General features: G+C 67.6%; 17 protein-coding genes and 1 tRNA gene. 11 read left to right on the forward strand and 7 right to left on the reverse strand.

The features are described 5' to 3' along the window. Position 1 precedes the first annotated feature (1 nt). The 3 genes from rplT (at position 2) to pheT (ending at position 4,015) form a co-directional block, all read left to right on the forward strand. The gene (gene rplT, locus ACO2Q0_RS17605; protein WP_423352822.1) at positions 2 to 358 is read left to right on the forward strand and encodes a 50S ribosomal protein L20; all 357 of its coding nucleotides are present in this window, start codon (positions 2 to 4) and stop codon (positions 356 to 358) included. A 113-nt stretch (positions 359 to 471) separates the two neighbouring features. Continuing rightward, positions 472 to 1,581 carry a phenylalanine--tRNA ligase subunit alpha gene (pheS, locus tag ACO2Q0_RS17610; RefSeq protein WP_423352823.1) on the forward strand — a complete coding sequence of 370 codons (1,110 nt, stop codon included), beginning with the start codon at positions 472 to 474 and terminating at the stop codon, positions 1,579 to 1,581. A gap of 10 nt (positions 1,582 to 1,591) precedes the next feature. Beyond that, positions 1,592 to 4,015 carry a phenylalanine--tRNA ligase subunit beta gene (gene pheT / locus ACO2Q0_RS17615; RefSeq protein ID WP_423352824.1) on the forward strand — a complete coding sequence of 808 codons (2,424 nt, stop codon included), beginning with the start codon at positions 1,592 to 1,594 and terminating at the stop codon, positions 4,013 to 4,015. Between the two features lie 31 nt (positions 4,016 to 4,046). Here pheT and ACO2Q0_RS17620 read toward each other — a convergent pair whose 3' ends face one another. Beyond that, entirely contained in the window at positions 4,047 to 4,757 is a 711-nt protein-coding gene (locus tag ACO2Q0_RS17620) for a DUF1134 domain-containing protein (RefSeq protein WP_423352825.1), read from the reverse strand. Positions 4,758 to 4,932: 175 nt separating this feature from the next. Between ACO2Q0_RS17620 and lepA the strand changes: the two genes are divergently transcribed. Further along, the gene (lepA, locus tag ACO2Q0_RS17625; protein WP_423352826.1) at positions 4,933 to 6,738 is read left to right on the forward strand and encodes a translation elongation factor 4; all 1,806 of its coding nucleotides are present in this window, start codon (positions 4,933 to 4,935) and stop codon (positions 6,736 to 6,738) included. Positions 6,739 to 6,833: 95 nt separating this feature from the next. After that, positions 6,834 to 7,040, forward strand: coding sequence for an alkylphosphonate utilization protein (locus ACO2Q0_RS17630; protein WP_423352853.1), 207 nt, complete (start codon positions 6,834 to 6,836; stop codon positions 7,038 to 7,040). 1 nt (position 7,041) lies between these two features. Here the strand turns inward: ACO2Q0_RS17630 and ACO2Q0_RS17635 are convergent, their stop codons facing one another. After that, positions 7,042 to 7,230 (reverse strand): hypothetical protein, encoded by a 189-nt coding sequence (locus ACO2Q0_RS17635; protein ID WP_423352827.1) that lies wholly within the window; start codon positions 7,228 to 7,230, stop codon positions 7,042 to 7,044. 263 nt (positions 7,231 to 7,493) lie between these two features. Here ACO2Q0_RS17635 and ACO2Q0_RS17640 point away from each other — a divergent pair, with 263 nt between their 5' ends. The 3 genes from ACO2Q0_RS17640 to ACO2Q0_RS17650 all read left to right on the forward strand — a co-directional run bounded on the left by ACO2Q0_RS17640 (position 7,494) and on the right by ACO2Q0_RS17650 (position 8,374). After that, on the forward strand, positions 7,494 to 7,631 hold the full coding sequence (locus ACO2Q0_RS17640; protein ID WP_423352828.1) for an entericidin EcnA/B family protein: 138 nt from the start codon (positions 7,494 to 7,496) through the stop codon (positions 7,629 to 7,631). 57 nt (positions 7,632 to 7,688) lie between these two features. Further along, positions 7,689 to 7,910 (forward strand): hypothetical protein, encoded by a 222-nt coding sequence (locus ACO2Q0_RS17645; protein WP_423352829.1) that lies wholly within the window; start codon positions 7,689 to 7,691, stop codon positions 7,908 to 7,910. A gap of 68 nt (positions 7,911 to 7,978) precedes the next feature. After that, entirely contained in the window at positions 7,979 to 8,374 is a 396-nt protein-coding gene (locus ACO2Q0_RS17650; protein WP_423352830.1) for a DUF983 domain-containing protein, read from the forward strand. A gap of 132 nt (positions 8,375 to 8,506) precedes the next feature. On the opposite strand, the gene ACO2Q0_RS17655 is transcribed toward ACO2Q0_RS17650, so the two are convergent. Continuing rightward, positions 8,507 to 8,596: transfer RNA gene (locus ACO2Q0_RS17655), tRNA-Ser, on the reverse strand. Between the two features lie 154 nt (positions 8,597 to 8,750). Between ACO2Q0_RS17655 and msrA the strand changes: the two genes are divergently transcribed. Together msrA and ACO2Q0_RS17665 are read left to right on the forward strand one after the other, a co-directional pair. Further along, on the forward strand, positions 8,751 to 9,401 hold the full coding sequence (msrA, locus tag ACO2Q0_RS17660) for a peptide-methionine (S)-S-oxide reductase MsrA (RefSeq protein WP_423352831.1): 651 nt from the start codon (positions 8,751 to 8,753) through the stop codon (positions 9,399 to 9,401). A gap of 11 nt (positions 9,402 to 9,412) precedes the next feature. Further along, complete coding sequence (locus ACO2Q0_RS17665; RefSeq protein ID WP_423352832.1) at positions 9,413 to 9,757, forward strand: MmcQ/YjbR family DNA-binding protein; 345 nt, start codon at positions 9,413 to 9,415, stop codon at positions 9,755 to 9,757. Here the strand turns inward: ACO2Q0_RS17665 and ACO2Q0_RS17670 are convergent. The 3 genes from ACO2Q0_RS17670 to ACO2Q0_RS17680 all read right to left on the reverse strand — a co-directional run bounded on the left by ACO2Q0_RS17670 (position 9,754) and on the right by ACO2Q0_RS17680 (position 12,019). Further along, positions 9,754 to 10,449 (reverse strand): DUF599 domain-containing protein, encoded by a 696-nt coding sequence (locus tag ACO2Q0_RS17670; RefSeq protein ID WP_423352833.1) that lies wholly within the window; start codon positions 10,447 to 10,449, stop codon positions 9,754 to 9,756. The two genes, ACO2Q0_RS17665 and ACO2Q0_RS17670, sit on opposite strands and share 4 nt — an antisense overlap. A gap of 4 nt (positions 10,450 to 10,453) precedes the next feature. Further along, positions 10,454 to 11,788, reverse strand: a complete 1,335-nt coding sequence (locus ACO2Q0_RS17675; RefSeq protein ID WP_423352834.1) for an MFS transporter — start codon at positions 11,786 to 11,788, stop codon at positions 10,454 to 10,456. A 72-nt stretch (positions 11,789 to 11,860) separates the two neighbouring features. Continuing rightward, positions 11,861 to 12,019 (reverse strand): DUF3309 domain-containing protein, encoded by a 159-nt coding sequence (locus ACO2Q0_RS17680; protein ID WP_257837210.1) that lies wholly within the window; start codon positions 12,017 to 12,019, stop codon positions 11,861 to 11,863. A gap of 874 nt (positions 12,020 to 12,893) precedes the next feature. On the opposite strand from ACO2Q0_RS17680, the gene ACO2Q0_RS17685 reads away from it, so the two are divergent. After that, entirely contained in the window at positions 12,894 to 13,211 is a 318-nt protein-coding gene (locus tag ACO2Q0_RS17685) for a DUF6968 family protein (RefSeq protein WP_423352835.1), read from the forward strand. 146 nt (positions 13,212 to 13,357) lie between these two features. Here ACO2Q0_RS17685 and ACO2Q0_RS17690 read toward each other — a convergent pair. Beyond that, positions 13,358 to 13,679: hypothetical protein (locus tag ACO2Q0_RS17690; RefSeq protein WP_423352836.1), on the reverse strand; the 322-nt coding region annotated here is incomplete at its 5' end.

The following is a 13,679-nucleotide window of genomic DNA, read 5'->3' on the forward strand; positions in this document are numbered from 1 at the left end:
GATGGCTCGCGTGAAACGGGGCGTTGTCGCCCACGCCAAGCACAAGAAGGTTCTCGAGCAAGCCAAGGGCTTCTACGGGCGCCGCAAGAACACCATCCGCGCCGCCAAGGCGGCCGTGGACAAGGCCGGCCAGTACGCCTACCGCGACCGCAAGGTCCGGAAGCGCAACTTCCGCTCGCTGTGGATCCAGCGGATCAACGCCGCGGCGCGCCTGGAAGGCTTCACCTACTCGCAGTTTATCTTCGGCCTGGACAAGGCCGGGATCGAAATGGACCGCAAGGTCCTCGCGGACATCGCGGGCAACGATCCGACCGGGTTCAAGGCCATCGCCGACAAGGTTCGCGCCGCGCTGGCTTAAGCCCTTGGGGACCGTAAGGTCCTTGAAGCTTCGAAGAGCCCTCCGGCCGAACCGCCGGAGGGCTTTTTGCTGCCTTCCGCCCCAGACAAACCTCCTCTAGAGCAACCGCCGTCATGACAGACCTCACCGAACTGCAGGCCGGGCTGCTCGCCCGCATCGACGCCGCGCAGGACATCGCCGCCCTGGAAGCCGTCCGCGTCGAGGCGCTGGGCAAGTCCGGCTCGATCTCCGAGATGCTGAAGGGCCTGGGCAAGATGAGCCCGGACGAGCGCCGCGAGCAGGGCCCGAAGATCAACGGGCTGCGCGACGCCGTCGCCAGCGCCATCGCCGAGAAGAAGGCCGCGCTGGAGACCGCCGAGCTTGACCGCAAGCTCGCGGCCGAGCGGGTCGACCTCTCGCTGCCGCCCGCGCCGCAGCGCCGCGGTCGGGTGCATCCGACCATGCAGGTGCTGGACGAGATGATCGCCGTCTTCGCCGACATGGGCTTCGCGCTGGCGGAAGGTCCGGACATCGAGGACGACTTCCACAACTTCACGGCCCTGAACTTCCCGCCCAAGCACCCGGCGCGGGAGATGCACGACACCTTCTGGCTGCGCGAGGACGAAGCGGGCGAGCGCAAGCTGCTGCGGACGCACACGAGCCCGGTTCAGATCCGCACGATGCGGACTGCGAACGAGAAGCTGCCGGCCTGGATCGCCAACGGCCAGGAGCCGCCGATCCGCGTGATTGTGCCGGGCCGCGTCTATCGCTCGGACTCGGACGCCACGCACACGCCGATGTTCCACCAGCTCGAAGGCCTGGTGATCGACCGCAACATCCACATGGGCCACCTGAAGTGGACCCTGGACGCCTTCACGCGCCGGTTCTTCGAGACCGACGCCGTGGTCACCCGCTTCCGTCCGCACCACTTCCCGTTCACCGAGCCGTCCTGCGAGATGGACGTGCAGTGCGACCGCTCCGGCGGCTCGATCAAGATCGGCCAGGGTTCCGACTGGCTGGAGATCCTGGGCGGCGGGATGGTCCACCCCAACGTGCTCCGGAACTGCGGCCTTGATCCCGACGAATGGCAGGGCTTCGCCTTCGGCATGGGCGTCGATCGCCTGGGCAGCCTGAAGTACGGCATGCCCGACCTGCGCGACATGTTCGGCTCGGACGTGCGCTGGCTGGAGCATTGGGGCTTCTCGGCCTTCCAGGCTCCGAATTCGTCGACCGGCCTGAGCTAGGAGAGGCGCCATGAAGTTCACCCTCTCCTGGCTGAAGGAGCACCTCGACACGACCGCGACGGTCGACGAGGTCGTCGACGCCATGACCATGGCCGGCCTCGAGGTGGAGTCCGTCGAGGACCCCGCCGCCAAGCTCGCCAAGTTCACGGTCGCCAAGATCGTCGAGGCCGTGCAGCACCCGAACGCCGACAAGCTCCGGGTCTGCCAGGTGGAGACCAAGGACGGCCGCCTTGAGATCGTCTGCGGCGCACCCAACGCGCGAGCGGGGCTGACGACGATCTACGCGCCGATCGGCGCCTATGTGCCCGGCAGCGGAATCACGCTGGAGGCGCGACCCGTCCGCGGGGTCGTCTCCAACGGCATGCTCTGCTCTGCCAAGGAGCTGGAAGTCGCCGAGGAGTCCGACGGCATCGTCGAACTGCCGGACGAGCTTCCGGTGGGCGCGAGCGCCGCCGAGGCCTTCGGCCTGGAGGCCGTGATCGACTTCGAGGTGACGCCGAACCGGCCCGACTGGCTGGGCGTGCGCGGCATCGCCCGCGACCTGGCCGCGGCGGGTCTCGGCAAGCTGAAGCCCGAGACGACGCCGCAGGCGAAGGGGAGCTTCCCCTGCCCGGTCGAGATCCGCGTCGACGGCGACGCCTGCCCGGTGTTCGCCGGCCGGCTGATCCGCGGCGTGAAGAACGGCCCCTCGCCCGCCTGGCTGCAGCAGCGGCTGACCAGCATCGGCCTTCGCCCCATCAACACCCTGGTGGATATCACCAACTTCATCACCTACGACCGCGCCCGGCCGCTGCACGTCTATGACCGCGCCCTGATGGTGGGCGACGTGATCGAGGCGCGCCTGGGCAAGGGGCCGGCCGAGCCCTCCGGCGAGGACCAGCCGACGCCGCACGCCCACAAGGACGAGCAGCTCATCGCGCTGGACGGCAAGACCTATGACCTGACGCCGGAGATGAGCGTCATCGCCGACGCCGACGGCCAGCGCCCGATCGGCATCGGCGGCGTCATGGGCGGCGAGTCCACCGGCTGTTCCGAGGCGACCACCGACGTCTTCTTGGAGTGCGCCTGGTTCGATCCGATCCGGACGGCCCAGACCGGCCGCGACACCGGCATCAACTCCGACGCCCAGTACCGCTTCGCCCGCACGGTCGATCCGCAGTCGGTCGTGCCCGGCATCGAGCTGGCGACGGCGATGATCCTGGAGCTGTGCGGCGGCGAGGCCTCGGAACTGCGCGTGGCGGGCGAGGCGCCGGCGCCGCCGGCGGCCTTCGCATTCGACCGCGCCTATGTGAAGAAGCTCTCGGGCCTGGACCTGCCGGCGGCTGAGATCGACCGCATCCTGACCGACCTCGGCTTCAAGGTCGTAGGCGACCAGGTCACGCCCCCCTCGTGGCGCCGCGACGTGGAGGGCAAGGCCGACCTCGTCGAGGAGATCGCCCGCATCGCCGGCTACGACAAGCTGCCGGCCGAGCCCCTGCCAGAGGTTCCGCCCCAAGCCGGCGGGGTGCTGACGCTGCGCCAGCGGCGGATGCGCGACGCCCGCCGCACTCTTGCGGCGCGCGGCTATGCCGAGGCCATCACCTGGAGCTTCCTGCGCCAGGCCTGGGCCGAACTGTTCGGCGGCGGCCAGCCCGAGCTGGTCCTGGCCAATCCGATCGCCTCCGACCTCGACTGCATGCGTCCCTCGGCCCTGCCCAACCTGATCGAGGCCGCCGCCCGCAACGCCCGCCGGGGCTTCCCCGACGCGGCGCTGTTCGAGATCGGCCCCAACTTCCGCGGCGACAAGCCGGCCGACCAGTGGAGCGCCATCACCGCGCTCGTGGCTCCGCACCCGCCGAAGTCATGGATCAAAGGCGGGGTCGACCCGCTGTTCGCGCTGAAGGCCGACCTGCTGGCGGTGCTGGACGAGGTGGGCGCGCCGGCGCTGCAGGTCGTCCAGGGCCAGAACGCGCCCTGGTGGCACCCCGGTCGTTCGGCCCGGCTGCAGCTCGGCCCCAAGGTGGTCGTCGCCGAGTTCGGAGAGCTGCATCCGCAGGTGCTGAAGGCGCTGGACGCCGACGGTCCGATGCTGGCCTTCGAGATCAACCTCGACGCCGTGCCCGAGCCCAAGAAGAAGGGCGTGAAGACCAAGCCGGCGCTGGAGCTCTCGCCCCTGATGCCGCTGAAGCGCGACTTCGCCTTCGTGATGGATGCCGGGACACCAGCCGGCGACCTTGTCCGTCCCATTGCGGGCGCCGACAGGCAGCTCATCGCCGACGTGCGGGTCTTCGACGTCTATCAGGGACCGGGCGTGCCCGAGGGGCAGAAGTCGGTCGCCATCGAGGTGGTCGTGCAGCCGCGCGAGAAGACCCTCACCGACGCCGAGATCGAGGTCCTGTCGGCCAAGGTCGTGGCGGCGGCGGAGAAGGCCGTCGGCGCGAAGCTCAGGAGCTGATCTTCCTTCTCCCTCGCGGGAGAAGGCGGGATCAGAACGGCAGGATGTTGCGCTTCCGCGTGTAGGCGAGATAGCCGACGTTGGCGCCCAGTCGCAGGCCGACGCCGGCGCGGATCGGCGCGAGGGTGACGCCCGAGGCCTTCTGGTAGTTCACGCCCAAACCGCCGACGACATAGGCCGAGCCCTCCACGCCCGGGAAGCGCTGGAAGATCAGCTCGGGCTCGTAGAGGTCGTAGACGAGGGTGAAGACGCGGGAGGCGTTGCCGCCGAAGTCCCAGCCCAGCGACGGCCCCTGCCAGAACACCTCCAGGGGCTCCCTGTCCTTCATGTAGAGCAGACCCCGGCCGTAGCGGCCGCCGACGACGAAGGCGCCCGAGCCCTCTTCGCCGGCGATATAGGCCGTAGGGCGGCCGTTCCTGGCGAACAGCTTTTCGACCACGCCGCCGGCGGTTTCGGCCGTGACGCCCATGAAGTCGGAGACGCCGCGGACGATCTCGTCCTGGCTGTAGGTCTTGTCCTCGCTGCCCGTCGAATAGGTGGGCTGCGGCGGCTGCGGCGCAGGCGGTCCTTCGGCGTTGGGCGCGCCCGAGCGGCCCTCGTTGTAGGGATCACGGGCGCCCGGACGGGGCGGTGGAGCGGCGCCCGCCGGCGGCAGCTCCTGGCTGGAGACGGTCTGGGCGCGCACCAGCGTTGGCGCGCCGAGCGCGACGATGCCGGTGGCGATGAGCGTGCGACGGTCCATGGGCGGCGTGCCTCCTTCGTAGCTTCCAGCTCCCGTCCCCGTGGGCCTGATTGCTCCCTCGCAGTTTAATGGCGGATTAACCACAAGCGCCGCGACGCGACGCCGCGTGACGGCCAGGGCCGAGCGAGCCCTGCTGTCTCGCAGAGGGCGCGATATGTGGTAGAGGGCGCGCGCAATGACGACTCCCCTCGACAAGATCCGCAACTTTTCGATCGTGGCCCACATCGACCACGGCAAGTCGACCCTGTCCGACCGGCTCATCCAGGAGACGGGGGCGCTCACCGCGCGCGAGATGAGCGAGCAGGTGCTCGACAACATGGACATCGAGCGCGAGCGCGGGATCACCATCAAGGCCCAGACGGTGCGGCTGCACTACAAGGCCGACGACGGCGAGACCTACATCCTCAATCTGATGGACACGCCCGGGCACGTCGACTTCGCCTATGAGGTCAGCCGGTCGCTGGCCGCCTGCGAGGGCTCGATCCTGGTGGTGGACGCCTCGCAAGGCGTCGAGGCCCAGACGCTGGCCAACGTCTATCAGGCGATCGACAACAACCACGAGATCGTGCCCGTCCTGAACAAGATCGACCTGCCGGCCGCCGAACCCGACCGGGTCCGCCAGCAGATCGAGGACGTGATCGGCCTGGACGCGTCGGACGCCGTGGAGTGCTCGGCCAAGTCGGGCGTCGGCATTCACGATGTGCTGGAGGCCATCGTCACCCGCCTGCCGCCGCCCAAGGGCGACCGCGACGCAGCCCTGAAGGCCCTGCTGGTCGACGCCTGGTACGACCAGTACCTGGGCGTGGTCGTACTGGTCCGCGTCTTCGATGGCGTGCTGAAGGTGGGCCAGAAGGTCAAGATGATGCAGACCGGGGCCCAGTATCAGATCGATCGCCTGGGCGTGTTCCGGCCGAAGCAGACCGACGTGGCCGAACTGGGCCCCGGCGAGGTCGGCTTCATCACCGCCTCGATCAAGGAAGTGGCCCACGCCGCCGTCGGCGACACCATCACCGACGAGCGGAAACCGACCGACAAGCCCCTGCCCGGCTTCCGCGAGGTGCAGCCCGTGGTGTTCTGCGGCCTCTTCCCTGTGGACGCCGCCGACTTCGAGGACCTGCGGGCCGCCATCGGCCGCCTGCGCCTGAACGACGCCAGCTTCACCTATGAGATGGAGACCAGCGCCGCCCTCGGCTTCGGCTTCCGCTGCGGCTTCCTGGGGCTGCTGCACCTGGAGATCATCCAGGAGCGCCTCAGCCGCGAGTTCGACCTGGACCTGATCGCGACGGCGCCCTCGGTCGTCTATCGCGTGACGATGACCAACGGCGACGAGATCGAACTGCACAATCCGGCCGACCTGCCCGACCCCGTGAAGATCGAAAGCATCGCCGAGCCCTGGATCAAGGCGACGATCTTCACGCCGGACGAATACCTCGGCTCGATCATCAAGCTCTGCCAGGACCGCCGCGGCGAGCAGCGCGAACTGTCCTACGTCGGCACGCGGGCGATGGTCGTCTACGACCTGCCGCTGAACGAGGTGGTGTTCGACTTCTATGACCGCCTCAAGTCGATCTCTAAGGGCTACGCCAGCTTCGACTATTCGATCGAGGGCTACCGCGTCGGCGATCTCGTGAAGATGTCGATCCTCGTCAACGCCGAGCCGGTGGACGCGCTCTCGATGCTGGTGCACCGCGACCGCGCCGAGAGCCGCGGGCGGGGCATGGTCGAAAAGATGAAGGAACTGATCCCGCCTCACATGTTCCAGATCCCGATCCAGGCGGCCATCGGCGGCCGGATCATCGCCCGCGAGACGGTGCGCGCTCTGCGTAAGGACGTGACCGCCAAGTGCTACGGCGGCGACATCAGCCGCAAGAAGAAGCTCCTCGACAAGCAGAAGGAGGGCAAGAAGCGCATGCGGCAGTTCGGCAAGGTCGAGATTCCGCAGGAAGCCTTCATCGCCGCCCTCAAGATGGACGCGGACTGATGAGCGACGAGGAGTTCGTCTACGACGAGGACACCGGCGAGTGGATCAGCGTCACCGAGGCGGCCGAGAAGGCCGCCGCGGCCGGGCGCGTCGAGGTGCGCGACGCCGTCGGCAACCTGCTCGCCGACGGCGACAAGGTCACGCTGGTCAAGGACCTGGAGGTCAAGGGCGCCGGCCAGACCTTGAAGCGCGGCGCGGTGATCCGCTCCATCCGCCTTACCGGCGATCCGCAGGAGATCGACTGCCGGCACGAGACCATCAAGGGCCTCGTGCTGCGCGCCGAATTCGTTCGGAAGCTCTAGCCTAGAGCTGGTTGAACTCGCCGCAGCGGCACTTCACGACCACGTCGCGCAGACGGGCCTGGTCCGTTTCGGCGAGGATCATGTCATTGCAGGCGCCGCAGCGGTAGGCCGTGCCTTCCGCCCCCTCGGTCACCTCCTGCGCCGCAAGAACGGTGCGGCGGCCCACGAAGAGGCCAGGGAAGGTACGCATCGGGATTTCGAGCACGCGGATACTCCAACTACGGCGTGGCGCGGAACGACGCGCCGTTTCGCATCGCACAATGATCCTGGCAAGATTTCGTTGCAGTGCGATAACGCGTTCTGCGAAGTTTCATCGAACTGCCGGAATCCTGGGCGTCCGGGGCAGCGAGATGTCGGGATGCGGCGCTGTCCGCAGCGCCGCATTGCCGCCCCAAGCTTGACTACAAACCCGCCGTCTTCGAGTTGAAGGATGACGCCAGAGGAGTTTCAACCATGCGCAAACTGATCGTGCTCGCCGCCGCCGCTTCCGCCCTGCTGGTGGGCGCCTGCAACACCATCTCCGGCATCGGCCGCGACGCCCAGGCGGCCGGCCGCGCCGTCACCGGCGCCGCGGAAGACGCCAAGCGCTAAAGGAACCCGGCGGGCTGCCTGGGGTTGGTCAGGGCGACCACCCAAGGAGGCCCGCCCATGTCCACCTCTAAGCATCCCGGCCCCGGCGAAGCCCGCCCGCCGCGCGACGACCTCGAGACCGATCCCGGCATCGGCGCTAGCCGCGGCACGACCATGGCCGGCGAGGATCCGCACATCCTGCGAGACGACGGCGAGAACACCGAGGAAGGCGACGTCGCCAACGACGCCGATGCGCTCGGCCAACCCACGGCGCAGAAGAAGCACCGCACCAATCCGTAGCGCCGCAGGGCTGCGGCGGAACGCCCCCGGCCCTTCCGCTGCAGCTCGCGAGCGGGCATATGGCCGCCATGGCCGAGATCGTCCACCCGCTCATGCGCTCCGTGTCCCGGGGCCTGCGGCACAAGTGCCCCGCCTGCGGGCAAAGCCGGTTGTTCTGGCGCTTCCTGAAGGTGGTCGACCGCTGCGAGCGCTGCGATCACAGCCTGGCCCAGTATCCAGCCGATGACGGGCCGGCCTACCTGACCATCCTGCTCGTGGGCCATCTGGTGGTGGCGCCGCTGCTGCTGTTCCCCATCGTGTGGGAGAGCGACCCGCGCTGGTCGCTGCCGATCCTGCTGACGTCCATGCTGGTGATCACGCTGTCGCTGCTGCCCAGGATCAAGGGCGGCTGGGTGGGCCTCATGTACGCCCTAGGCGTCAGCGACCGCGACCAGCACCTGCATACCGCCGACGCCGCGGACTGACGGCCTGTGCGCTCATGGGCGAACGCCTTCGTCGCCCGGCGGTGGAGGCCTTCGGGGCGGCGACTGTTCTGTTGGCTAGGAAGTCGGAAAACTCCCCGGTGCTTCCGCGAGAGCTAAGTTCGACCGCCTGAGTGGCGGTGAGAGAGGGATTCGAACCCTCGATAGAGTTTCCCCTATACACGCGTTCCAGGCGTGCGCCTTCAACCACTCGGCCACCTCACCCCACGGCTCCCGCGGAGAGGGCGCGAATATAGTCAGGACGCCCCCAGTGGCAAGCGGCGCGTCGTAAGCCGGCGGTCGACTTGCGGGGATGCGCCGCATGCGCTGAGTTCTTATCTGTACGGCCGACCTGTTTTCCGCCTTCGGGAGCCCGCCCATGCTGTTCAAGAAGCCCCTCGACCTGCCGACGCCTGAGGAGGCGCTGCCGGGCCGCCCCAACGCCATCCCCACCGCCGAGACGCACTTCGTCAACGGCCGGCCGCTCAAGGGCCCCTATCCGGAGGGGCTGGAGACCGCCTATTTCGCCATGGGCTGCTTCTGGGGCGTCGAGCGCGTCTTCTGGCAAATCCCGGGCGTCTACGTGACCGCCGCCGGCTACCAGCAGGGCGTCACCCCAAACGCGACCTACGAGGAAGTCTGCTCGGGCCGGACGGGCCACACCGAGTCCGTGCTTGTGGTCTACGATCCCAAGGTGGTCGGCTACGGCGATCTCCTGAAGACCTTCTGGGAGAACCACGACCCGACCCAGGGCATGCGGCAGGGCAACGACATCGGCACCCAGTACCGCTCGGCCATCCTCGTCACCAACGACGCCCAGGCGGCGGAAGCCGAGGCCTCGCGCGAGGCCTACCAGCAGGCGCTGTCGAAGCAGGGTCTGGGCCGCATCACGACCGAGATCGCGCCCGCCGGGCCGTTCTATTTCGCCGAGGACTACCACCAGCAGTACCTGGCCAAGAACCCGCACGGCTACTGCGGCATCGGCGGCACGGGCGTGACTTGCCCGATCGGCGTCGGCGTCAGCGCCTGAGGAGCGCGTCGGTGGGGGCGGCGACGCATGAGACCGTGGCGAGGGTGGCGTTGGCGTTGCCGGCGACCACCCACGTCGTCCAGTGGGGCGGCCACGACGTCTACAAGGTGGGCGGCAAGGTGTTCGCCATCGCCGGCGACAACGCCCTGTCGTTCAAGGTGAGCGAGATCGGCTTCATGGCCCTGACCGAGGGCGGACCCGCGCGACAGGCGCCGTACCTCGCCAAGGGACATTGGGTGATCGTCGATCTGTCGGACGTGGACGAGGCTGACGTCGCCGACTGGATCGCAACCTCCCACCAGCTGATCGCCGCGAAGCTGACCAGGAAGGCCCGGGCCGAGCTGGGCCTGGGCTAGCGTTCCAACAGGCGACGCAGGTCGCGGATCGCCCCGGCCGCCGCGCTCGAACGCTGGCGCCAGAACAGCAGAGCCACGGCGCTGACGGTCGCGGCCATGAACGCGTAAGGGCCGAACAGCCAGGCCGCTGCCGCGAGCGCGAAGTAATAGCCGCGGACGCCGGCGTTGAAGGACGAGAGCGCCGGATTGAGGATCCGCGCAATGACCGCGCCATAAGCTTCCCGGTCGGCAGGATCCGGCATCGGATCGGGCGCCGCGCCCATGGCGGCGATGCAGTAGTTGAGCTGGCGGATCGACCAGATGAAGTCGAGCAGCCCGCGGGCGAGGCTGACGAGCACCAGGGCCAGCTGCACCTCGAACAGCATGCGCGACGACGTCTTCACGACCTCCAGCGCCGAGACCGAGCGGAAGGTGTTCTCGCCGCCGAACAGAGCGCCGGCGGCGGCGGCGATGAGCAGCAGGTTGGAGGAGGCGAAGAACGAAGCCGAGTTCAGTGCGTGGCCCATGAGCTGGCCGTCCATCAGCCGCGGATCGCGGCCGGTCATGTTGGTCATCCACGCAGTGCGGATGACCGTCATGTCGGTGTTCAGCACGCCGCCCCGCCGCTTGGCCACCAGGGTCAGCAGCGGCTCGTAGAACAGCCAGGCGACGGCGAAGATCGCGAAGGCGACGATGTCCAGCGCGGGCGGCACTGCGCTAGTCCTCCTTGATCAGCGTATGGCGATTGGTGTCGCGCAGCCGCACCGCCACCAGGAACCCGGCGGCCATGATCACCGAGACATAGACGTAGAAGCCTGCCTCCGCGCCCGTGTCCTTGAACCAGAGGGCCACATACTCCGCCGTGCCGCCGAACAGCGCATTCGCCACGGCATAGGGCAACGCCACGCCCAGGGCGCGGACGTGGGCCGGGAAGAGCTCGGCCTTCACCAGCCCGCTGACCGCCGTATAGCCCGAGAGCAGGACGAGCAGCAGGATGACGAGGCTCAAGGCGACGCCCTGCGAGGGCCCCGTGGCGATAGCCGACATCACCGGATAGGTCGCGATGGTCCCGCCCAGGAAGGCGATGGCGATGGTGGTCCGGCGGCCGATCTTGTCCGACAGCCAGCCGAACAGCGGCTGGGCGGCCATGTAGACGACGAGCGCTACGGCGGTGAGCGCCGTGGCGGCGTCCTTGCTGAAGCCCGCGGTGTTGACCAGGAACTTCTGCATGTAGGTGGTGTAGGCGTAGAAGGCCAAGGAGCCCGCCGCGGTCAGCACGAAGATGATGCCGCTCTCGCGCGGGTAGTGGGCGAACAGCATCATGGTCCGCGCCCGTTCGGCCCCCTCGGCCTTGGCCGCGTGATAGGAAGGGCTCTCGTCCATCCCCGCGCGGATCCAGAAGACGACGACGGCGAGGACCGCGCCGATGACGAACGGAATGCGCCAGCCCCAGTCTTCCAGGGCCGGCCTGTCCATCACGTTCTGCAGCAGCACGAGCACGGCCAGGGCCAGGAGCTGGCCGGCGATCAGGGTAACGTACTGGAAGCTGGCCCAGAAGCCGCGCCGCGCGCGACCGGCCATTTCGGACATATAGGTGGCGCTGGCTCCGTACTCTCCGCCGACCGAGAGGCCCTGCAGGATCCGCGCGGCGAGCAGGCCCACGGGCGCGAGCGCGCCGATGTGGCGGGCGTCCGGCAGGACCGCGATGGCGAAGGCCCCGGCGCACATCATGCCGACGCTCACCGCCAGCGCAGCGCGACGGCCTTTCCAGTCGGCGTACAGACCCATCAGCCAGGCGCCCAGCGGCCGCGCGAAGAAACCCACCGCGAAGATGGCGGCGGTCTGCAGGAGCTGGGCGGTGGTGTCGCCCTTGGGAAAGAAGTGGGGGGCGAAGTAGAGGGCGAAGGACGAGTAGGCGAACCAGTCGTACCACTCGACGAGGTTGCCGGCCGAGCCGCCGACGATCGCCTTCGCTCTCTGGAACGGCGTGAGCCCCGCTGTGGTCAGCGCGGCCGGCGCCTGGCTCTCAGCCCCGGTTTCCGTGGCCGTCATGCATCTCCCCCCAACTTGGCTTTGGGGGCGGATGCTAGGGGGTGATTGCGGCCTGCGCCAAGGGCCGCGTCGCTAAATGCGCCCCAATAGGACCAGGATGATGATGATCACCAGGATCAGACCCAGGCCGCCGCTCGGGAAATAACCCCAGCCGCGCGAGTATCCCCAGTTCGGCAGGGCGCCGATCAGGAGCAGGATCAGGATGATGATCAGGATGGTGCCAAGGGACATTCAGCTCTCCTCGTGCTGTCCCCGACCTGCGCCGTTGACGCCAACGTGCACGCCACAGCCGAGGTTCCGAAGCGTGCTGAACGATCGTGGCGCGAGATGACCCCCGCCATCCTCGCGTAATGTGCATTCCGGGAAGCAACAGAGCGGAGTCGTTTGTTCTCTTTTTGTTCTTGACTCCCGTTGGAGCATCTGTCACGCTGCCGGAGCGTCGATCAGTGCGCCGCGCCACCCGCTCTTGAGCGGACAAGGCGTCACACCAAGAGCCACGCACTCCACAGCTCAATAGCAGCGCCAAGCCACGCGAAACTCGCGGGCCCTCGCGCATGCCTTCGTTCAAGGAGAGCAAGATGGCCTATGGCCAGATCGATCCGCCTGAGTGGCTCCGGGCTCACACAGTGGTATCTGCGCTCCCCGCAGGAAATCGAGAAGCAGCGGCAACAGTTAGAAGAGCAGAAACATCAGGCGTTCTTCGGACACCTGCGATCGCCGTCATCCGCTGACGCGAGCCAGACTGAAGAGCATTTCGGTACGGAGACCGGCGCACCTTCCCAGCCCCGAACTACTGCATTTGCAGCCGGTAGCACTTGCACAAGTTGCCACCGGTTGCCTCGACCGCCTTTTCCATTCCCTTGGCCAAGCCGTCCGGCCCGAGGGACGTGCCGGGGTCACGTCCCTCAGGCCCGCCCAAGCCAGAACATCCGAAGCAGTGCGACATCCAACTCGCGCGCGACACAGAGGTTTGCAATGGTCAGCCGAATCCGGCCTCGCGCTCGATGTGTCACGCGAGTGCGAACGAGCGTAATGCGCGTTGCATAAAGACAAACGGCGAGGTCGGTTGGCCGCCCCTCTTCACCCACCCTCAGGCACCGCGCAGATGACGATCATAGCCGAACTGGCGCTCGACTTCGCTGAATCAGGCAACGCGGTGCCGGTTCGGCTATTTGCTCCCGAGAAGCGAGAGCACTCATGGGTGTGCCGGTATGAAGTCGGCGACCCGATCGATCACTCCCTGGATGTGCACGGAGAATCCAGCCTCCAGGCTCTTGCGCTCGCGCTGAAGGCGCTTTCCGCGGCGCTCTATGGTTCAGCGGCGTATAAAAGCGGAAAGCTCGGTCTGTACGGCGTATTCAAGGGCTATCTCGGCATTCCCGCGCCGAACGTCTTTCTGGACGAGGCGCCATATCCATTCTGAATCGAACGATCAGAAGGAGGGTGGCTGGGCCGGCGGGCGACGAAACGGTCATCGAGTGGGGTGGAGGACACTTCCGTTGGCACCTTCGAGCCAAGCTGGGTCTGTCTGAAGGAAACGTCCGGCTGAGTGGGTAGGCCGGAGACAGCTCATGGCCCGCCTGCCCCCGCCGCCACCGGGTCAGACGTGTTCGTCTCTTTCGGGCGTTGCGCGGCCAAGCCGGGGAAGCTCCGGCGCCTTTCGAATTCTGACGAGAGACCGGCCGCAACCTGTGCCCTGCGCATCGGGATCGCCCCTTCGGTAGCCGGTTTCCCGAGCATCTGATTGTAAACAACTGTCAATTTTGTGTTTCGGCTTGCAAAAGTGACCCCCATCTCGGGGATATCGGCGTCCAAAAATGACCCCCTGTCCTTGAGGCTTTGATGGCCAGATCGGCGGCTTGTGTAGCCGCGGATCGAGACGGGGATGTTG

Origin of the sequence: Phenylobacterium sp. VNQ135 (assembly GCF_049445735.1) — a bacterium.
Lineage (GTDB): Bacteria > Pseudomonadota > Alphaproteobacteria > Caulobacterales > Caulobacteraceae > Phenylobacterium.